The following is a 19,367-nucleotide window of genomic DNA, read 5'->3' on the forward strand; positions in this document are numbered from 1 at the left end:
GGCCGTATGCCTGACGCGTATCCCTGCTCTCGGGGACAACCGCTTTGAAGATGGCTCGGCGATATACCGGACACCGCTGATCAGCAGTGAAACGATACGGACGTGGATCCCGGCGGCGATGGTGGCGTTGGGCTGAACACGGCCCCGCGGATCTGCGGCTCGTGCGGCGCGCAGTCAAGCCCGGCCGCCAACTTCTGCGGACAGTGCGGTGCGCAACTCGCGAAGGCCCGCCAATCGGCGGAGTACAAACAGGTGACGGTTCTCTTCGCCGACGTGGTGCACTCCATGGACATCGCGGCTGCGGTCGGTGCGGAGCGGTTGCGCGAGATTATGGCCGACCTGGCCGACCGCTGCGCCGCGGTCGTGCAGCGCTATGGCGGCACCGTCGACAAGTTCACCGGCGACGGGATCATGGCGGTGTTCGGAGCGCCGGTGGCGTTGGAGGACCATGCGATTCGTGCCTGCCTGGCGGGTTTGGGGATTCAGGCGGAGGCACAGCAACTTGCCGTCGGTGTCCAAAACCGCGATGGTGTGCAGCTGGGGCTGCGGGTCGGACTGAACTCTGGTCAGGTGATCGCCGGTGAAATCGGTTCCGGGCCTTTCGGTTACACCAGCATCGGCGAGCAGGTTGGGATGGCCCAACGGATGGAATCGATCGCGCCGCCGGGCGGGGTGATGCTCAGTGAGTCGACTGCCCGATTGGCCGAGCACGCGGTGGTCCTTGGCGATCCGGAGATGGTAGGGATCAAAGGAGCGGTTGATCCTGTCGCGACGCGTCGGCTGCTGGCTATCGCCGATCATCAGCCGCGACGTCGCAGTGAGCCAACATTGGTCGGTCGGCGATGGGAACTCAACACCCTTGCTGCAATTCTTGACGAAGCGGTAAATGGTGCCGGCTGCATCGTCAATGTCATAGGACCATCCGGCATTGGCAAGAGCCGCCTGGTTCGCGAAGCTGCCTCGATCGCGGCTGCCCGCGGAGTAGAGGTCATGATAATTCACTGCGAATCGCACGCCCGCGACATTCCCTTTCACGCGTTAGCCCGGTTGCTTCGGGCAGGTACCCAGACCACCGATCTCGGCGCTGAAGCCGCTCGGGCGCAGATACGTAACCGCTTTCGCGATGCGGATCCGGAAGACCTTGTCCTGCTTGAGGATCTGCTGGGTATTCGCGATGCCGGTGACGCGTTGCCCGAGATCGCGGCCGACGCGCGGCGTCGGCGATTAACGGCTCTCATCAACTCCGCGTCGCTCGATCGCGGCGATCCGGCGCTCTACCTGATCGAAGATGTGCAGTGGATCGATGAGGTCAGCGAATCGATACTGGTCGACTTCCTGGCGGTGATCCCGCGAACACCGTCGGTGTCTCTGATCACCTATCGACCGGAGTACCGCGGAGCGTTGACCCGGATATCGGGCGCGCAAGCCATAGCGCTTCGTCCACTCAGCGATGCGGATGCCGCAGATTTGGCCGAGGAATTGCTGGGCGCCGATCCTTCGGTTGCGTCATTGGCGGCGACCGTCGCGGAGCGCGCCGCCGGAAACCCGTTCTTCGCCGAGGAGATGGTCCGCGACCTCGCAGAGCGTGGCGTGCTTGACGGCGAGCTCGGCTCGTACCGATTGCGCAACCTCACTGTTGACGCAAGCGTGCCCGCCACCCTTCAGGCGACGATCGGTGCCCGCATCGACCGACTTGTGCCGGCCGCCAAACGAACGTTGAATGCGGCATCTGTCATCGGGACCGTGTTCGACGACCAGACGCTGAAGGCGCTGCATGACGACGTGGATGTGGGCCACCTGATGGAAGCGGAACTCGTTGACCAAGTGAGGTTTTCGCCGCGGGTGGTGTACGCGTTCCGCCACCCGATGATCCGCTCGGTGGCCTATGAATCTCAGCTGCGATCGGACCGCGCACAACTGCATCGCCGACTGGCCACCACGATCGAGCAAACGGACGAGAAGGCGTCACTGATCGCTCAGCATTATGAGGCCGCCGGCGATCTGCGCGCGGCGTTCGAGTGGCACATGCGCGCAGGGGCGTGGTTGAACAATCGCGACAACACGGCCGCGCACACCAGCTGGCGCAACGCGCAGTCGGTCGCCGATCGACTGCCGCAGGATGAACCGGATCGGGTGAGGATGCGTATTGCGCCGCGGACGCTGTTGTGCGCGACGGTAGTTCGCTCGAGCGGTACCCGCGTCGATTCGGGTTTCGACGAACTGCGTGAATTATGCATCGCGGCAGGTGACGAGCGATCGTTGGCGATCGGCATGGCTGGGCGCGTGCTGGAGCTGTTTTTCAATGCTCGCCGCCGCGAGGCCTCGCAACTCGCGACGGAACACGCTCGCTTGCTCGAGTCAATCGGTGATCCGACCTTGACCATCGCGGTGCTCGGTGCCGCAGCGTCCGTCAAGCACGAGACAGCCGAGATTTCTGAAGTCCTACGATTCGCAGAGCGGATCATTGACCTTGCCCGTGGGGACCCCACGATGGGGGGAACCTTACAGTCGGGCTCCCCCTTGGCGCTTGCTATCGCGCTGCGGGGCCTTGCGCGTTCGTACCTGGGTATCCGCGGCGCGAAAGATGACTTCCGTCAGGCGGTCACCATGGCCAGCCCATTCGAGGCAGTGACGCGCACAGGTGCGATGTTTCACGCGGATATCGCTGCCACGATCAACGGAATGGCCCTGCCCGACGAGACGACGCTGCGCGAAACCGCCGAAAGCTTGACGCTTGCAGAGCAATCCGGCGAGGATGTGGCGCTCGGCCTTGCTCGATGCAACCGAGCTGTCGCGTTGGTGCAAGGCGACGGCACTTCCCGCGAGCTCGCCGTGGAACTCCTTTTGGAAACGCGTGACAATGCGGTACAGCGTCGATACTCCATGACCGGGATACAGACGATAGACGTCGTCTTAGCGCAGGAACGGCTGATGTCGGGAGACCTGAATGGTGCCATCGAATTGGCCCGGGCGACGGCGGAAAATTTGTTCGATGAGGGTGGATTGGTGTGGATCCCGGTGACCACCGCGGTGTTGGTGGATGCACTGCTGCAACGCGGCGCCCCCGGAGATCTCGAGGAAGCAGGGGCGGCGACCGATCGGTTGGCGGTAGCGCCGATGGAGCCAGGGATTGTTCTCCGAGATGTCGTACTGCTGCGGCTGCGGGCACTGCTGGCGCGTTCGCGGTGCGATGAGGTTGCCTACCGGGACCTCCGAGATCGGTACCGCGAGACGGCGACCAAGTTGGGTTTCGAGGGGCACATGAAATATGCCGAGGCGATGCCGTGAAGGCAGTCGGGCCGCCTGGGTCCGCACGCTCAGCAGGTATCGACATGCTCGATGTTTACCTCTGGACGACCCGCATTGGTGGTTAGGTCAGCGTTGTGAATTCCCTGGCGAAGTTTTTCCGCGACACCGTCGCGGTCCGGATCTTGGTGTCGGTGGCGCTCGGAGTCGTGGTTGCTCTGGTGGTGGGCAACACCGCCGGTTGGCGATTCGCACTTGCCGGTTGGGTGGCCGCTGCCACGCTGTACGTGGTGTGGACGCGGCAGATCCTCAGCGGAATGGATGCCGAGCAGACGTGTCGATGGGTGACGCGGGAGGACCCGACCCGGTGGGTCGCCGATGTGGTCATACTGACCGCGAGCATCGCAAGCCTCGGCGGGGTCGGTTACGTGGTCGCGGCCGGATCGAAGTTGTCCGGCACCGGCGCACTCGAAGCCGCCATCGTCGGGATCTTGACCGTCGCCGCGTCCTGGTTTGCGGTGCACTCGCTTTTCACGGTGCACTACGCGCGGCTCTACTATTCGGGCGAGCCGGGCGGCATCAACTTTCACGACCCGAACCCGCCGCGCTTCCGGGATTTCGCTTATCTCGCCTACACCGTCGGGATGACGTTTCAGGTCTCAGACACCGAGATCGGATTGAGCAATATCAGGGCGACGGTGCTGCGTCACGCGCTGCTGTCGTATCTGCTTGGCGCGGTGGTGCTGGCGGTCACGATCAACTTGATCGCGGGGCTCGGCTCCCGAATCTGAATCTGGGTCGGCATTCTCGTAATCCGGCGACGTGTATCAACTACTTGCTATTGATGAGTTCAGGCTATACCGTCGGGAACAACGGAGTCCTCGGGTCCACTGAAGATGGTGCGCAGGTAGTTGTTTCACGTAAAGGGTGGCCACCTGCGCCGCCGATCACCGGGCCTCCGTGACGGCCGACTGCAGAAGGAACTGCCATGCCTCGATTCCCTAAGCCGCCGGAGGGCAGCTGGACCCAGCATTATCCCGACCTCGGCACCGGACCGGTTTCCTACGAGGATTCGATCAGTCCGGAGATCTACAGCTTGGAGCGCGACGCCATCTTCAAGCGCGCCTGGCTCAATGTCGGCCGGGTTGAACAGCTCCCGCGCAAGGGCAGCTACTTCACCAAGGAGCTGAAGGTAGCCAACACATCAATCATTCTGGTGCGCACAGGATCTGGTGAAATCAAGGCTTACCACAATGTGTGCCGGCATCGCGGCAACAAGTTGGTCTGGAACGACATGCCGCTGGAAGAAACCCGCGGGGTGTGTCGGCAGTTCACCTGCAAATACCACGCCTGGCGGTACGACCTGGACGGCAACCTCACCTTCGTCCAGCAAGAGGAAGAATTCTTCGACCTCGACAAGAGCCGATATGGCCTGGTAACGGTGCACTGCGAGGTGTGGGAAGGGTTCATCTTCGTCAACTTCGCCAAGGCCCCTGAGCAATCCTTGAGGGAGTTCCTCGGGCCGATGGTCACTTCGTTGGAGGGCTACCCCTTCGACAAGATGGCCTCGCGCTGGTGCTACCGCTCGGAAGTCAAGGCCAACTGGAAGCTCTACATGGACGCGTTCCAGGAGTTCTATCACGCACCGGTGCTGCACGCGAACCAGTCGCCGACGGCGTATTCAAAAGCCGCCGCCGAGGCCGGATTTGAAGCGCCGCACTATCGTCTGGACGGCCCGCACCGTCTGGTCAGCACGTCGGGAGTGCGGCCCTGGGAGATGGCCGCCGAGATGCGCAAACCGATCGAGGACATCTGCCAGAGCGGACTATTCGGGCCGTGGGACAAACCTGACTTAGGGCCGATGCCCGACGGACTCAACCCGGCGAAATGCGATCCGTGGGGGCTGGATTCATTCCAGCTCTTCCCCAACTTCGTCATCCTGTTCTGGGGCCAAGGCTGGTATCTGACCTACCACTATTGGCCGACGTCCTATAACTCCCACATCTTTGAGGGCACGCTGTATTTCCCGGCACCACGCACACCGCGCGAACGGGTAGCGCAGGAACTGGCGGCGGTGTCATTCAAGGAATATGGGCTGCAGGATGCCAACACGCTCGAAGCAACTCAAACCATGATCGAGTCGCGGGTGATCGACACGTTCTTGCTCAATGACCAGGAGATCCTGCTGCGCCATCTGCATAAGGAAACCGCTGCGTGGATCGAGGACTACCGCCGGATGTCGGCGGCGGGAGTGGGGCAGTGATGTCTGGGATGCTGCCTGACGAATTCGCCGATCTCGAGCCGTTCACGCAGTGGTGCTTGGCCAGCGAGCCGGAGCGCTATGCCAAGAGGCTGGCCAGTTCCATGGTCGAGATGAAAGCGTTCTACGACGCCATCACCCCCCGCGCTGAAGAGGCACTGAGCTTTTGCGACAAGTTCCCTCTCGACGACCTGCCCGACGACGTGCAGAACCTGATGCATTTGCTGTATTCGATGATCATGGTGTCGTTTCCGGTCGAGTGTTGGAAACAGCCCCGGGTGCCCGACTCGGGCGCCTCGACTCTCGACTGCGTGTCCGAGCCCGTTCCGTGAGCGATTTGACCGTTCTGCGGGCGGCGCGGTGGGCTGATGTCGCCGCCGGTGAGATACGCACGCCGGCAGTCGTGGTGATCGACGGCGACCGCATCGCCGCGATCAATCCCGAAGCGCCGCTGCCGGATTCGGCCCAGGTCGTCAACCTCGGAGACGTGACGCTGCTACCGGGCCTGATGGACATGGAATTGAACCTGCTCATCGGCGGGCCCGGCGGCCCGGAGGGCTTGCCGGCGCCCATGCACGGTGTCCAGGACGACCCCGCTTATCGCACCCTGCGGGGCGCGGTCAACGCACGCACCACGCTGGAGGCCGGCTTCACTACCGTGCGCAATCTCGGCCTCATGGTCAAGACGGGCGGCTACCTGCTCGACGTGGCGCTGCAGCGCGCCATCGACCAGGGCTGGCATGTGGGGCCCCGGGTCTATCCCGCCGGTCATGCCGTCACCCCTTACGGCGGGCATCTGGATCCGACGGTGTTTCAGCGGCTGGCTCCCGGGATCATGCCGCTGTCGGTCGCTGAGGGCATTGCCAATGGTGTGCCGGACGTGATCGCCTGCGTGCGTTACCAAGTCCGCCACGGCGCCAAGCTGATCAAGGTGTCAGCGTCCGGTGGTGTGATGTCGCACAGCACCGCGCCGGGTGCCCAGCAGTATTCCGATGCCGAGTTTGCCGCGATCGCTGATGAAGCCCATCGCGCCGGAGTACGGGTGGCAGCACATGCCGTGGGCGACAGCGCTATTCGGGCCTGCATCCGTGCGGGAATCGACTGCATCGAGCACGGCTTTTTGGCCAGCGACGACACCATTCAGATGATGGTCGACCACGGCACTTTCCTGGTGTCGACCACCTATCTGACCGATGCCATGGCCGTGGACCGCATCGCCCCGGAACTGCGGAAAAAAGCACTCGAGGTGTTCCCCCGCGCGAAAGCCATGCTGCCCAAAGCGATTGCGGCAGGAGTACGGATCGCGTGCGGTACCGACGCGCCGGCCATCCCGCACGGCGAAAACGCCAAAGAGCTCGGCGCGTTGGTGCAACGCGGGATGACGCCGGCTCAAGCGATCAAAGCAGCCACCATGGTGGCCGCCGAACTCATCGAGGCCGACGGCGAATTGGGTCAGCTCGCACCCGGTTACCTCGCCGACATCATCGCCGTGCCCGGCGATCCGTTCACCGACATCGACGCCACCCTCGATGTCTGCTTTGTGATGAAAAATGGCCAGATCTACAAGTCGCCCAACGCGTAGCAGCGGACTCATCGCGCAGCGTGCACCCGCTGCGGGCCGCGACATGCGATAACGTCGAGTCGTGGCTGATCAGCGACCACGCAAGCCAAGGCCGAAAGCAGGCACCGAGGCGGGCATGGAACTCACCGACAACATCCTCTGGCTACTCAAGCAGGCCTTCTACTACTCGCTGACCACCATCAACGACGCCATGAAAATCCACGGCGTCAGCACCGCTCAGATCGGTGTGTTGCGCCAACTCGCCAACGAACCCGGCTTGTCCGGCGCTGAATTGGCCCGGCGCCTATTGATCAGCCCGCAGGGCGTGCAGCTTGCGCTCACCGCCTTGGAGCGGCGCGGGCTCCTCGAACGGAAGCAAGATCCCCAGCACGCGCGCATCCTGCAGGCCTACCTGACCGGTGAAGGCCGCGCCGTGGCCGACACCGTCGTCAGCGATGCGATCGCAGCACACCAAGATGTGTTCGGGGTGCTCACCGACCACGAGCAGCAGACGCTGCGCGAACTCCTCGGCCGCGTCGTCGAAAAAGGCACCGGCCACGAACTGTTCAACGATCACATCGAGGGCTGACGGCGCTCGCCTCGCCTGCCAATATCCAGTACTTGAGATCAGTCGCAAGTAGTTGATACTCTGGGGGAGATGAACGACAACCGCGCGGCCACGCAAATCGGCTCGGCGACGGCCATCGGCACGGTCGCGGGTGCCGGCGAAACCACGCCCGACGAAGTCACGATCGTGCTCGACGGGCGCACTACGGTCGCGGAGTACTTCCCGGGCAACACAGTCCTGCAGACGGCTCGGATGGCCGGGCTGCAGGCGCCGTCGTCGTGTGAAACCGGCTCGTGCGCAACGTGTATGGCCCGCGTCACCCAAGGCAGCGCGCGGATGCTCAACAACGAGGCGCTGGAGGAGGACGAGGTGGCCGAGGGCTGGGTGCTGACATGTCAGGCAATGCCCACTAGTCGCACGATGCGGGTGGTATATGAGTGAACGAGCGCAAACGATGAACAAAGTCGCGGTAGTTACCGGCGGCGCATCGGGAATGGGCGAGGCGACCTGCCACGAATTAGGCCGCCGAGGCCTGAAATTGGCAGTCCTCGATGTCAATGAGGCTGCCGCGCAACGCGTCACCGACGACCTGCGCGCTGACGGTGTCACCGCACTCGGGCTGGGCGTGGACGTCACCGATCGGGCCGCGGTGGAGCATGCCTTCGCCAAGGTGCGCAGCGAACTGGGGTCGGTGGCGGTTCTGGTGACCAGCGCCGGCATGTTCGACTTTTCGCCCTTCGCGGATATCAGCATCGAATCCTGGTCGCGGATCATCGATGTCAACCTGACCGGCACCTTTCACTGTTGCCAGGTCGCGTTGCCGGACATGGTGCACGCGCAGTGGGGCAGGATCGTGATGATCTCCTCTTCGAGTGCGCAGCGAGGGTCTCCGTTCGCTGCCCACTACGCGGCGTCCAAGGGGGCGGTGATCACCTTGACCAAGTCGCTGGCCCGTGAGTACGCCGAGCACGGAATCACTGTGAACAACATCCCGCCCTCAGGGATCGAAACCCCGATGCAGCACCAGGGTCAGGCCGCGGGATATCTGCCCTCCAACGAGCAGATGGCCGCCAACATCCCGTTGGGCTACCTGGGCACCGGCGCCGACGTAGCGGCCGCGGTTGGATTCTTGTGCTCAGAAGAGGCGCGCTTCATCACCGGCCAAACACTCGGCGTCAACGGCGGCGCGGTGATGTGATTATGACCCGACCAGGAAGGCCCTCCGAAGGCTCGTGGACCGAGCATTACCCCGAGCTGGGAACCGGGCCCGTCTCGTTCAGGGACTCGACATCACAGGAGTTCTACGATCTGGAGCGCGAGGCGATCTTCAAGCGGGCCTGGCTCAACGTCGCACGGGTCGAGGAGCTGCCGCGGGCCGGGAGCTATCTGACCAAAGAGATCGAAGTAGTCGGTGCTTCGGTGATCCTGGTGCGTGGCAAGGACGACCAGATCCGGGCGTTCTACAACGTGTGCCGCCACCGCGGAAACAAGTTGGTGTGGAACGACTTTCCCGGCGACGAGACCCGTGGAACATGCCGTCAGTTCACCTGCAAGTACCACGGCTGGCGCTACGACCTCACGGGTGCGCTGAAATTCATCCAGCAGGAGTCGGAGTTCTTCGACCTCGATCCGGCTTACTACGGGCTGCGGTCGTTACCGTGTGACATATGGAATGGCTTCGTTTTCATCAACTTTGATGACCAGCCGCGCCAAAGCCTTCGCGAGTTCCTCGGACCGATGCTCACCGGGCTCGACGGATATCCGTTCGACAAACTGACCGAACGCTATGACTGGGTGGCCCACAACAACAGCAACTGGAAGATCTTCGCCGACGCCTTCCAGGAGTATTACCACGTCCCGTCGCTGCACTCCCAGCAAGTGCCCGCCGAGGTGCGCGAGCCCGGCGCCGGATTCACCTGTGGCCATTTCCAACTCGACGGCCCGCACCGGCTGGTGTCCACCGCGGGCCGGCGGCGTTGGCTGCTACCTCCCGAATACATGTATCCGATAGAGCGCGCCACCCGCAGCGGGCTGGTAGGCCCCTGGCGAACCCCAGATATCGGCGACCTTCCGCCCGGACTCAACCCCGGCGGCATCGAGCCCTGGGGCATCAGCAATTTCCAGATCTTCCCCAACACCGAGATCCTGATCTACGGGGGCTGGTACCTGCTGTACCGCTACTGGCCGACCTCACACAACACCCATCGGTTCGAGGCGTACACGTACTATCACCCGGCGCGGACCGTGCGGGAACGCATCGAACATGAAGTCGCCTCGGTGGTGCTCAAAGAGTTTGCGTTGCAAGACGCCGGCATGCTCGGCGGTACCCAGGCCGCCCTCGAATACGGCATCGTCGACGACTTCCCGCTCAGCGACCAGGAGATCTTGGTGCGCCACCTGCACAAGGTCGTCGTCGACTGGGTTGAGGCCTACCGCCAAGAACACGCATCGGCGGGAGTGTGAGTATGCCAGAAGCCATGCTGCCCAGTGCATTCGCCGAACTCGAGGAATTCGCGCCGAGGTGGTGTCTGGCCACAGAAACCGAACGCTGGGACGCCCGGGTCAACGCATCAATGCTCGAGCTGCACGCGTTTTACGACGCGTTCTTTCCCCGGCTGGAAGAAGCTATCGACTATTGCGACAAGTTTCCCCTCGATAACCTGCCCGACGATGTACTGCACCTACTGCACATGATCTATTCGCTGATCCTGGTGGCTATGGCGGTCGAGATCATGCATCAGCCCGCGCCCGTCGACGCCGCCGACGCGGTGATGATCCGCACCGGCGGGCCGGTGCCCTGACCGCATCGCCCCTGTCCCGACATCAATCCTCATTCCGAAAGGCGCGACAATGAGCCTGCTTACCATTACCAAGCTCACCGACTCGGTGGGTGCCGAGGTAGCCGGCCTGCAGCCGACAGCGTTGGCAAACGATGATTCGGTCGGTGCGACCGTGCTGGATGCGTTGGAAGACAACGGTGTTCTGGTATTCCGCGACTTGCGGCTTGACCCGCAAGCCCAGGTTGCGTTCTGTCGGCGCCTGGGCGCGATCGATCACTCATCTGACGGCCACCACCCGGTGCCGGGCATTTACCCAATCACCCTGAACAAGAATAAGAACGCGTCGGCGGCCTACTTGAAAGCCACGTTCGACTGGCATATCGACGGCTGCACACCGCTCGGCGAGGAATGCCCCCAGAAGGCCACCGTGCTCTCGGCGGTCCAGGTCGCTGAATGGGGCGGCGAAACTGAATTCGCCAACTCCTACACCGCCTACGACGCCCTCACTGAACAGGAGAAGCAGCGTGTCGGCGCGCTGCGGGTCGTGCATTCACTGGAAGCATCCCAGCGCCGCGTGTATCCCGACCCCACACCCGAGCAGGTGGATCGCTGGCGAGCCCGGCGCACCCACGAGCATCCGTTGGTGTGGACTCACCGCAGCGGCCGAAAGTCGCTGGTGCTTGGCGCATCCGCCGACTACGTCGTCGGCATGGATCTCGAGGAAGGACGCGCGCTGCTCGACGAGCTGCTGGCGCGGGCCACCCAGTCCGAGAAGATCTACAGCCACTCTTGGTCGATCGGCGACACCGTCATCTGGGACAACCGCGGGGTGCTGCACCGCGCCGCTCCCTACGACCCCGACTCGCAGCGCGAGATGCTGCGCACCACTGTGCTCGGTGACGAGCCGATCGAATAGCCAACTCCCACAGTAAAGGAACAAGCCCGTGCCCAAAGCGCTGCTGTTTGTTGAAAGCCAGCCCGCGTCACCGGAACAGGCCGACGAGTACCACGCATGGCACGAGAGAACGCATCTCCCCGAAATGCTCGGCGTCGACGGTTTCGTCTCGGCGCGACGCTGGCAGACCGACGATGGTGAATCTTTTATCACCCTCTACGAGATAGACAGCGATATCGACACCGCGCGGGCGAACCTCAAGGCCGCGGTGCAGGCCGGACAGATGTCCAAACCCGTTGCGGTGCTGATGGACCCCCCGCCCGTCCAGCGTTATTTGACCTTCGTGGGCGAAGCCACCGCGTGACCCACCACACTGATCCAACGTCGACCACGCAACGCAGAGGTGATGCAATGGAGCCCACCCACCCCGATCTGGCCCGGCCGATCGCGCCGCACAGGTTGAAGATCTACGCCACCATGCTCTCGTTCGTCGGAGCGGTGTTCGTCTTCATGACCGCCGCCGTCGGCACCGGCCTCGTCGCGCCGACCAGGACGGTCGACATTGTCGCCAACCTCATCTTCGGCATACCCGTCATGGTCCTGCCGCTCGTGCTGCTGTGGAAAGCGCCGGGCGAGAACCGATCCCGGCTGGCGCTGGCCGCTGAGTTGGTGATGGTCTACATCCCGCTGACCGCGGGGAGCCAACTGACCTACGAGTTGCCGTTTCTCATCGGCCACCCGTTCAACCTCTGGCTACCCACAACCGATCCCGGCTGGCGATGGCTCTGGTGGCAGTACGGGCTGGCCGACACCCGCTACCGCAGCGACGACGCGTTCATCTTCGGCCTCGAGTTCGGCGCCGTTCTCGTCGGAGGTCTGCTGTTTTGGGCTTGGCTACGGATGCTGCGTCAGGATCTTCCCGATGAGAAACGTATCCGCTGTTTGTGGCTGTCGTTCTTTGGTGTCGCGGTCCTCATCACCGGCACCACCGCCTACTACATCGCCGAGATCCGAGCCGGCTTCAACGACATCGAGCAGGGTGCATTTGGCCTGTGGTTCAAGTTCATTGGCGAAAATGTGCCCTACCTGATCCTGCCCTATTTCGTGCTCTACGCGATCTACTACCTCGTTGACCATCTGACGCGCCAGGCAGGAACTCAGGCTTTCGCCGGCGCTACGGCCGAACCCGTTTCGCACCAACGAAATGCACCGGTATAGGCCGCCGAATCTGAACTACGCCTAGAAGGCGCCGACCTTCTCGACGCCGACCAGACTCTCAGGGCGTTTGCAAACTTAAGCTGTGATGGCTCTCAGCAGCGGGAAGCGGCCTAATATTGGTTTCGCGTATGCGGGTTACCAAGGCAATCTGGTATGGCCACGCCGACCTGTGAGACCGGTGCCGCCCCGCCGACCCATCAGGCTGCCGCGCCGACCCATCAGGCCAGTGCGCCGGCCCATCAGGCCAGTGCGCCGGCCCATCACGGATTCGTAGACCGCGATGAGCGCGACGGCCGCAACGACTCCGATGAAGAACGGTATCCAAGCGATTCCACCGTTGGCATTGTGGTACCCGAACTGGTTCGCCACTACTGAGCCGATGAAGCCGCCCAGGGCCCCGATCAAAACGGTCACAACAACGCTGATGTCTTGTTTACCCGGCATGACCAGGCGCGCCACCAAACCGATGACCGCGCCCACAATGAGGGCGAGGATTATTGATTCGATCATTACAGCTCCTCTACTTACCGCGCCCGGAGTGGACGCCATCCCGGACTGTGGGTTCCCCGAACCGGTGGGCTTGTAACACACATGTTTAGCAAGTCGGCTCTGGGCGCCTCGGTGGTCGGTTGGCATGCTCGCGCATTGCGCAATGTCTGCGATTGGCGGCCAGAGCTGAACCGCATCGGCGGCCTAGAAGACGTCGACCTTCTCGACGCTGACGAACATGCCGTGGCCGGTTTGCTCGTTGGTGAACCGGGTGCCGCTCTCGCTGGCCGCGATCGTCCAGCCCGCTGCGTCGTAAGTCTGGTAGTCGATGGTCACCGTGGGGATGTCGCCGAGATTGCCCAGCACCCATTGCACGTCGCCGCTCGCGGTGATGTTGACGCCGTTGGCACGTTCGCCGTCCTGCATCGGCGAGTTGGTGAACTGCGCCTCGCAGCCGACGCTGTCGCTGTCGATCTGGCAGCGGGTCTGACCGGATTTGGTCTCGATGAACACGTGGCCGGTCTGGTCGGGAGGCAGCGGTATCGCGCCGGCGGGCGGGTTGGCGCTCGGCGGGGCGGACCGCGACGGGGCCGGCGAGGGTATCGACGGCTTGGCCTTCGGGTACGACGGCTCGGTCGGTCCAGCGCCCGACGAGGCCACCGGCTTTCCGTGGATGAGCGAGCTGCATCCGCTGATCAGGGCAGCGGTCAGCAGCAGGCCAGCCAGCAGCTGACCGGCTGTCCTGGTGGTGTTGACCCCATGCGGAAACATCGCAAATCAAGCGTACGCAAGAGGTGACGAAAGCGACGGCAGTGACGCGCCGTTACCCGGCCATTGCCGCATAGCCGTCGGACAGTCCACGAAGCTGGGCGGCGCCGTCACCGCTGAACGACGCACCGTGCATCAGCGCCAGCGTCCTCGGCGCTAGCTGCGCCAACTGCTCCAAGGTAGGCGCGAGGTTAGTGGACAGGCCGGTGGCATGAAATAACCCTTCGGCCTCTAAAGCCGGTGCCACACAATCGGATTCGGTCAGTGCGGGGCATCGACCGGTGTGAGTGAGCAAGTCGCCGGCCATAAGCGTAGAGGTTGTTTCGTCGAACCAGAGCCCGCTCTCCCAGTTGTGCGGCACGTGCGGGGTGGCGATGAACCGTAATCGGTGCCCTCCGACATCGTGTGCTTCACCCGAGTCGATAGCTGCCGTGACCGGCGGTCGGTCGCACAGATCGTTCAGCGAAAGCATGCAGGCCAATGGGCTGTGAATGACCTCGGCGTGTGGTGCCGCCGACAGCAGCATGTTCATTGCCCCGCACTCGTCGGCCTCGACGTGGGCGAAGGAGATCCAGCGCAGTTCTTCCAACCGGATCACCTTTGCAATGGCCGCCGAGACCAGCGGGAAAAGCTGCCGCATTCCGCAGTGGAACAGAAACGGCTGGTCGCCGGTCAGCAGGAACTGGTTGAACGTGAAGCCGTGTTCGCTGATGTCTGGGACCCAGGTCGAGAGCCGGAAGACCTTGTCTGCGATCTCATCGACGCTCGTCTGCATGCTCGTGTCCATTCGCACATCGTGCTCCTTGGACTCGACTTTGGGGCTGAGTTCAGCCTCCGCGCAGGGCGACCAGCTGCCGCATGTCGGCCAGGCCTTGCTCCTGGGCGTTATTGAGGCTCGGCGGCAGGGGCGCTCGCACTTCGGCCATCACCTGGTGATCGATCAGCGCCTGCAGCGCCGCTTCCTTTGCGCTACGACCGGCCTGATTGTCAATCTCCTGGCGGCCCGACGGGGTCGAGTAGTCATAGAGTTCGCGGTCGATCGGCCGCGTCGTGTCGACGTCCATGCCGCCGGGCTTCCAATACGAGTACATCGCCAGCTTCGCCTCGGGAGTCCGGACGGCAACGATGTGGGTGGGTGCCGATGTAGGGATGTTGGTGGGTATTTCCTTGATGCCGAACACTGCTCGCATAGCCGGCGACTTCAACAGCGTGGCCATCTCTTCGACCGACATGTCGTCGGTCACGTGCGCGACCCATGGCCGGCCCGGCGCCGACGCGTCGCCGGCGATCGCGGCAAGGTCCGCGCGCCCGGCCAGGTAGGAGTACCGGGGGTCGGAACGCCAACCGTTTCCGCCGTTTCCGATCGTCAACAGCAGCGGCGCCAGGTCGACGCTGGAGGTGAGCTGAGTCCGGCTGTCGCCCGCCTTCGGCGTGAGATGCCCGTGCGGATCGCGAATGTAGAGCGGCACCCTGATCGACTCTTCGTAGGCCGCTGCGCCCTTGCCGCGCAGACCATGCGAGCCGCCGTACTCGCCGTGGTCGGAAGTGAAGACCACCACGGTGTTCCGGTCGATCTCCGGACGTGACGCCAATTTGTCGAGCACACGCCCGATTTGGGCGTCGACCTGTTGTTGCAACCACAGATACATGTCCAGGCAGCGCGCCCATCCGGTTGACCTGTCGGGACCCGAATAGGACAGGGCGCCGGTCAGCAGCGGCGACATGAAGTTGGCGTAGTCGATCTGAAGTTTCGGCTTTCCTCGTCGATGTAGATCGTCGGGCGTCTCGAAGTTGGCTGCCGCGTCGGAGAACCAGTGCGGAACATTTTCTGGCAGAGGGTTTTTCGGCCACCAGCAGATGTCGTGCGGATTTACCAGTGAGACTGTCGTGCACCAGGGCCCGCTGCCGGCCTGGCCGTCGAACCATCCGTTGAATTGGTTGACGATATTGGGATCCTCGTCGAGCCCCTGGTGCGGCGCGCCGTTGGGCGACGGGAATGTACCACCGGAAAAGCCATGCGCTTCAAGGCCTTCCGGGCTGACATCGCCCGAATGTCCAAGATGCCACTTACCCCACCACCAGGTTTTGTATCCCTGCTCGCGCAGAAGCGTGCCCCACGTCGGAAACTGTGGCGCCAGGCTGGATTCGCTGGGTCCCGCTCCGGTGAACAGGCACCCGGTCTGGTGGGAGTACAGCCCGGTGGTCATCACGCCGCGTGACGGCGTGCACATGTTCGAGGCGGTGTAATGCGACTGCAGCGATGCGCTGCTCTTCTCCAGTCGAGCGATGTTGGGCAGCAACGCATTCAGCTTCGCGGGTTCCGGGAACCACTGTGGTGCCCGCATCTGGTCGACGACGATCACCAGGATGTTGGGTTTGTTACCACCGGCCATCGACGATCCGCTGCGCCCAGGTTTGCGCAGCAACTCGTATCCACCGAACCCGAGCGCGGCTGCGCTCGTCGTCGCCGCAGCACCTGTCAGGACCGTCCGCCGAGTGATCGAAGCCATATCTCAATCTATAGCCGATCGCGGCTGCTACATCTGTGCCCAGACGATCTTGGTCTGCAGGTAGCCCTCGATACCGGCCTTGCCCGATTCATGCCCCCAGCCGGACTGTTTGTAGCCACCGAACGGCATCGAGTGGTCGTATGGGAAAGCGCAGTTGAGCCCGACGGTTCCGGCCTTGAGCCGCTTGGCCAGTCGGTGGGAGCGGCCGAGGTCTTTGGTCCACACGGTGGCCGCCAGCCCGTAGGTGCTGTTGTTGGCCAGCGCGACGGCTTCGTCCTCGTCGTCGAAGGGCAGGATCGTGACGACCGGGCCGAAGATTTCCTCCTGGAACAGTCGGCTCGAATCCGGGTCGACGTTGGTGACGACGGTCGGGTGCACGAAATAGCCCTTGCGGTCGAGTCGATGCCCTCCGGTGACGATTTCGGCGCCGTCCGACTTGCCCTGGTCGAGGTAACCGAGCACGCGGGTGAGCTGCTTCTGGCTGATCAGCGGACCGCTCATGGTGCCCTCTTCTTTGGGCCCACCCATCTTCATGGCGTTCGCCACCATCGCCATGCCCTCGACAACCTGGTCGTAGACTCCGCGCTGCACCAGAATGCGGGAGCCGCACACACAAGCCTGCCCGGAGTGAACGAACGTGCCGAACGCCGACATCGGGATCGCCTTCTTCAGCTTCGCGTCGTCGAAGATCAGCACCGGCGACTTGCCGCCGAGTTCGAGGGTGACCTTGTTGAGGTTGCTGTCGGCCGAGGCGTGCACGATGGCCCGGCCGACCTCGGTCGAACCGGTGAACGCGACCTTTTCCACGTCGGGGTGCGCGGTGATCGCCGCGCCGACGGTGTGCCCGTAACCGTTCACCAGATTCGCCACCCCGTCCGGAATCCCGGCCTCGGCCAGCAGGCGCATAAGGACATGTGCTGAAAGTGGGGTTTCCTCAGCAGGTTTGACCACGCTGTTGCAGCCCGCCGCCAGCGACGGCGCGAGCTTGGCGCAGAAATTGAACACCGGGCCGTTCCACGGGAAGATGAGCCCGACCACCCCGTAGGGCTCGCGCAGCGTGTAGGTGTGCATGTGCGAGTCGACGCCCGTCAAGCCGCCGGTGTTCACGTCGCGGGCGATGCCGTCGATCTTGGTGCACCAGCCGGCGTAGTAACGGAACCACTCGGCGCCGATCTTCACCTGCATCTCCGCTTGAGCGGGATACATTCCGCCGTTGAGCATTTCGAGCTCGGCAAGAAGCTCGGCGTTCTCGTCGATCAACTCGGCGGCGCGCCACAGGATCTTGGCGCGCTCATAGTCGGGCTTCTGTGACCAGATCCCGGACTCGGCGCTGGCTTTCGCGCGCGCCACGGCCTCGTTGACCGCATCGTTGCCGCAGTCGGTGAACTCGGCAATCTGCTCTTCGGTGGAAGGGTCGAAGACCGGGATGACGTCACCGGATCCGGGCCGATCGCGGATCTCGTCGAGTACCGCCTGCACCGTTGTCATCGGTCATCCCTTCCCGCGTCGCTGCGAGGTCGTGGTACGGCCGATCTATAAAAATAGAGTGCCGCTCGACGCGTACGTTATGCGCCTCACCACTCCGATGTCCAGGCTTTTCACCAGAAGCTAATTGCCTGTGGCTCTTAGTTACTGGCGGTCAGCGCCTGTGCGGCCGGGCCGAACATCGTTTGCTTGATCGCGCCCAGCGTGCCCTGGTCCTTGCCGTCGAGCGGGCGCAGCAGGTCGACGGCCCCGGATGTCACCGCGCCCTCGCCCGCGACGGAATCGACAATGCCCAGGTTCACCGCGTCATCGCCGCCGAAGCGGCGTCCGGTGGTCATCGACGCGACCGCTGCCTGCGGCGTGAGTTTGGCCTGGATCAGCGCCGCCATTCCGGGTGTGAACGGGATGCGGATGTCCACTTCGGGGAAGCAGAAGTAGCCCCGGTCGGCGCGCATCACCCGGAAATCGTGGGCCAGCGCCAGCATCGCGCCCGCGCCGAACGCGTGACCGACAACGGCCGCCGCAGTCGGGACCGGCAGGGTGAGGAAGCGGGCCAGCATGCCCTGCACGCGGCCGACGTACCAGGTCGTCTGATCGCCGTGCGCGGTCAGCCAATCCAGGTCGAGGCCGTTGGAGTAGAACTTGGCGCCGCCGGTGGTCACCAGACCCTGGGCGCCCGAACCGACCAGCTCGTCAAGGCGTGCATCGACCTCGTCGAGAAACTCAGGCGAGAAACGGTTTTCGTCGTCACCAAGGTCGAGGACGGCGATCTTCTCTTCGTAGGTCAAGCTGATTCCCACGATTACTTTCCTTTCTTTACCGGTGGTGGTCCGACGTCGAGAACCGCACGCACCGATGCCCGCAGATGCTCGCGGGCCATCGGGTTGGTCAGACGGTCACGGCGCAACATGATTGCGGTGGGCAGGTCGACGATGCACGTGGTGATCGTGTCGACGGCCTGCGCGTCCTTGCGGTCCCAAAGATTGACCGCGAGCCGGATCATCAAGCCGACCAGCAGTCGGTGCAGATCCCGTAGCTCTGCGGCGAGGTCGCCGGGCAGATCCGAATCCAGCAGTTCCTCACGGGACACCGCCCACAGCACGTGTGAGGAGTCCGGATGCTGCTCGGCGAAGGCCACCGGCGCGTCAGCGGCGGCCACCACGGCCGCAACGGGCGCGCCCGGCTCGGTCGTTGATAAGGCCTGATCGACCAGGGCGTTTTGCACCGTTAGGAATCGCCGCCCGGCCCGTAACCAGGCGCGGCCCATCAGGCCCGACCGCGAGCCGAACGTGTGGTAGAGCGCGCCGTTGGACAGGCCGACGGTCGCGCTGATCGCACGAATGGTGACCGCGGCGGGCCCGGATGTCACCGCTAACGTCTCGACGGCGTCCAGCACCCGGTCCGGCTCGTAGACGCGAGGGCGGGGCATCCAGAAACAATAACAGAGCGGTTGCTCTGTTAATCGGGCGCTAGATCCGGCACATCGCTGGTGTGGTCGGCAACTGCGGCGGCCGCTGCCGTAACGCGATTACGAACCAGAAACCAGCCGCCGATCAAGCCGGGTACGGCGGCCGCCAGCGCCGCGAT

General features: G+C 63.6%; 19 protein-coding genes and 1 pseudogene. 13 read left to right on the forward strand and 7 right to left on the reverse strand.

The window, feature by feature from the left end; genetic code table 11:
- Positions 1-102: 102 nt before the first annotated feature.
- The 13 genes and pseudogenes from WAO18_RS14315 (at position 103) to WAO18_RS14375 (ending at position 12,528) form a co-directional block, all read left to right on the forward strand.
- Positions 103-3,288 (forward strand): AAA family ATPase, encoded by a 3,186-nt coding sequence (locus WAO18_RS14315; protein WP_422206920.1) that lies wholly within the window; start codon positions 103-105, stop codon positions 3,286-3,288.
- 95 nt (positions 3,289-3,383) lie between these two features.
- Entirely contained in the window at positions 3,384-4,037 is a 654-nt protein-coding gene (locus tag WAO18_RS14320; protein WP_422206921.1) for a DUF1345 domain-containing protein, read from the forward strand.
- Positions 4,038-4,234: 197 nt separating this feature from the next.
- A complete protein-coding gene (locus WAO18_RS14325) occupies positions 4,235-5,509 on the forward strand; it encodes an aromatic ring-hydroxylating oxygenase subunit alpha (protein ID WP_422206922.1) in 1,275 nt (424 codons plus the stop codon).
- Positions 5,509-5,838 (forward strand): hypothetical protein, encoded by a 330-nt coding sequence (locus WAO18_RS14330; protein WP_422206923.1) that lies wholly within the window; start codon positions 5,509-5,511, stop codon positions 5,836-5,838. The genes WAO18_RS14325 and WAO18_RS14330 overlap by 1 nt, the downstream gene beginning before the upstream one ends.
- The gene (locus tag WAO18_RS14335; protein WP_422206924.1) at positions 5,835-7,088 is read left to right on the forward strand and encodes an amidohydrolase family protein; all 1,254 of its coding nucleotides are present in this window, start codon (positions 5,835-5,837) and stop codon (positions 7,086-7,088) included. The genes WAO18_RS14330 and WAO18_RS14335 overlap by 4 nt, the downstream gene beginning before the upstream one ends.
- Before the next feature lie 115 nt (positions 7,089-7,203).
- Positions 7,204-7,656 carry a MarR family winged helix-turn-helix transcriptional regulator gene (locus WAO18_RS14340; RefSeq protein WP_422206937.1) on the forward strand — a complete coding sequence of 151 codons (453 nt, stop codon included), beginning with the start codon at positions 7,204-7,206 and terminating at the stop codon, positions 7,654-7,656.
- 144 nt (positions 7,657-7,800) lie between these two features.
- A pseudogene (locus tag WAO18_RS14345) lies at positions 7,801-8,076 on the forward strand (2Fe-2S iron-sulfur cluster-binding protein); the annotation flags it as partial.
- A 13-nt stretch (positions 8,077-8,089) separates the two neighbouring features.
- Positions 8,090-8,833, forward strand: a complete 744-nt coding sequence (locus WAO18_RS14350; RefSeq protein ID WP_422206925.1) for an SDR family NAD(P)-dependent oxidoreductase — start codon at positions 8,090-8,092, stop codon at positions 8,831-8,833.
- A 2-nt stretch (positions 8,834-8,835) separates the two neighbouring features.
- Positions 8,836-10,098 carry an aromatic ring-hydroxylating oxygenase subunit alpha gene (locus tag WAO18_RS14355; protein WP_422206926.1) on the forward strand — a complete coding sequence of 421 codons (1,263 nt, stop codon included), beginning with the start codon at positions 8,836-8,838 and terminating at the stop codon, positions 10,096-10,098.
- A gap of 2 nt (positions 10,099-10,100) precedes the next feature.
- Positions 10,101-10,436: a hypothetical protein gene (locus tag WAO18_RS14360; protein WP_422206927.1), complete on the forward strand. Its 336-nt coding sequence runs from the start codon at positions 10,101-10,103 to the stop codon at positions 10,434-10,436.
- 49 nt (positions 10,437-10,485) lie between these two features.
- Complete coding sequence (locus tag WAO18_RS14365) at positions 10,486-11,331, forward strand: TauD/TfdA dioxygenase family protein (RefSeq protein ID WP_422206928.1); 846 nt, start codon at positions 10,486-10,488, stop codon at positions 11,329-11,331.
- A gap of 28 nt (positions 11,332-11,359) precedes the next feature.
- A complete protein-coding gene (locus WAO18_RS14370; protein ID WP_422206929.1) occupies positions 11,360-11,674 on the forward strand; it encodes a hypothetical protein in 315 nt (104 codons plus the stop codon).
- A 47-nt stretch (positions 11,675-11,721) separates the two neighbouring features.
- Positions 11,722-12,528, forward strand: a complete 807-nt coding sequence (locus WAO18_RS14375; RefSeq protein WP_422206930.1) for an emopamil-binding protein — start codon at positions 11,722-11,724, stop codon at positions 12,526-12,528.
- 135 nt (positions 12,529-12,663) lie between these two features.
- Here WAO18_RS14375 and WAO18_RS14380 read toward each other — a convergent pair whose 3' ends face one another.
- The 7 genes from WAO18_RS14380 to WAO18_RS14410 all read right to left on the reverse strand — a co-directional run bounded on the left by WAO18_RS14380 (position 12,664) and on the right by WAO18_RS14410 (position 19,209).
- Complete coding sequence (locus tag WAO18_RS14380; RefSeq protein WP_422206931.1) at positions 12,664-13,038, reverse strand: GlsB/YeaQ/YmgE family stress response membrane protein; 375 nt, start codon at positions 13,036-13,038, stop codon at positions 12,664-12,666.
- Between the two features lie 183 nt (positions 13,039-13,221).
- Complete coding sequence (locus WAO18_RS14385; protein WP_422206932.1) at positions 13,222-13,788, reverse strand: hypothetical protein; 567 nt, start codon at positions 13,786-13,788, stop codon at positions 13,222-13,224.
- Between the two features lie 52 nt (positions 13,789-13,840).
- Positions 13,841-14,560 (reverse strand): MBL fold metallo-hydrolase, encoded by a 720-nt coding sequence (locus tag WAO18_RS14390; RefSeq protein ID WP_422206938.1) that lies wholly within the window; start codon positions 14,558-14,560, stop codon positions 13,841-13,843.
- 52 nt (positions 14,561-14,612) lie between these two features.
- Positions 14,613-16,295, reverse strand: a complete 1,683-nt coding sequence (locus tag WAO18_RS14395) for a sulfatase-like hydrolase/transferase (RefSeq protein WP_422206933.1) — start codon at positions 16,293-16,295, stop codon at positions 14,613-14,615.
- A gap of 27 nt (positions 16,296-16,322) precedes the next feature.
- Positions 16,323-17,783 carry an aldehyde dehydrogenase family protein gene (locus WAO18_RS14400; protein ID WP_422206934.1) on the reverse strand — a complete coding sequence of 487 codons (1,461 nt, stop codon included), beginning with the start codon at positions 17,781-17,783 and terminating at the stop codon, positions 16,323-16,325.
- 137 nt (positions 17,784-17,920) lie between these two features.
- Positions 17,921-18,574 (reverse strand): enoyl-CoA hydratase-related protein, encoded by a 654-nt coding sequence (locus WAO18_RS14405; RefSeq protein ID WP_422206939.1) that lies wholly within the window; start codon positions 18,572-18,574, stop codon positions 17,921-17,923.
- 8 nt (positions 18,575-18,582) lie between these two features.
- Positions 18,583-19,209, reverse strand: coding sequence for a TetR/AcrR family transcriptional regulator (locus WAO18_RS14410; protein ID WP_422206935.1), 627 nt, complete (start codon positions 19,207-19,209; stop codon positions 18,583-18,585).
- Positions 19,210-19,367 lie beyond the last annotated feature (158 nt).

Source organism: Mycobacterium sp. (assembly GCF_049278535.1).
Lineage (GTDB): Bacteria > Actinomycetota > Actinomycetes > Mycobacteriales > Mycobacteriaceae > Mycobacterium.

Bases quoted from the DNA above. Each gene is read 5' to 3' on its own strand.
- WAO18_RS14340 (WP_422206937.1), top strand. From the start codon at position 7,204: ATGGAACTCACCGACAACATCCTCTGGCTACTCAAGCAGGCCTTCTAC.
- WAO18_RS14410 (WP_422206935.1), bottom strand. From the start codon at position 19,209: ATGCCCCGCCCTCGCGTCTACGAGCCGGACCGGGTGCTGGACGCCGTC.
- WAO18_RS14380 (WP_422206931.1), bottom strand. From the start codon at position 13,038: ATGATCGAATCAATAATCCTCGCCCTCATTGTGGGCGCGGTCATCGGT.
- WAO18_RS14375 (WP_422206930.1), top strand. From the start codon at position 11,722: ATGGAGCCCACCCACCCCGATCTGGCCCGGCCGATCGCGCCGCACAGG.
- WAO18_RS14355 (WP_422206926.1), top strand. From the start codon at position 8,836: ATGACCCGACCAGGAAGGCCCTCCGAAGGCTCGTGGACCGAGCATTAC.
- WAO18_RS14350 (WP_422206925.1), top strand. From the start codon at position 8,090: ATGAACAAAGTCGCGGTAGTTACCGGCGGCGCATCGGGAATGGGCGAG.
- WAO18_RS14325 (WP_422206922.1), top strand. From the start codon at position 4,235: ATGCCTCGATTCCCTAAGCCGCCGGAGGGCAGCTGGACCCAGCATTAT.
- WAO18_RS14395 (WP_422206933.1), bottom strand. From the start codon at position 16,295: ATGGCTTCGATCACTCGGCGGACGGTCCTGACAGGTGCTGCGGCGACG.
- WAO18_RS14390 (WP_422206938.1), bottom strand. From the start codon at position 14,560: ATGCAGACGAGCGTCGATGAGATCGCAGACAAGGTCTTCCGGCTCTCG.
- WAO18_RS14385 (WP_422206932.1), bottom strand. From the start codon at position 13,788: ATGTTTCCGCATGGGGTCAACACCACCAGGACAGCCGGTCAGCTGCTG.
- WAO18_RS14400 (WP_422206934.1), bottom strand. From the start codon at position 17,783: ATGACAACGGTGCAGGCGGTACTCGACGAGATCCGCGATCGGCCCGGA.
- WAO18_RS14365 (WP_422206928.1), top strand. From the start codon at position 10,486: ATGAGCCTGCTTACCATTACCAAGCTCACCGACTCGGTGGGTGCCGAG.
- WAO18_RS14330 (WP_422206923.1), top strand. From the start codon at position 5,509: ATGTCTGGGATGCTGCCTGACGAATTCGCCGATCTCGAGCCGTTCACG.
- WAO18_RS14360 (WP_422206927.1), top strand. From the start codon at position 10,101: ATGCCAGAAGCCATGCTGCCCAGTGCATTCGCCGAACTCGAGGAATTC.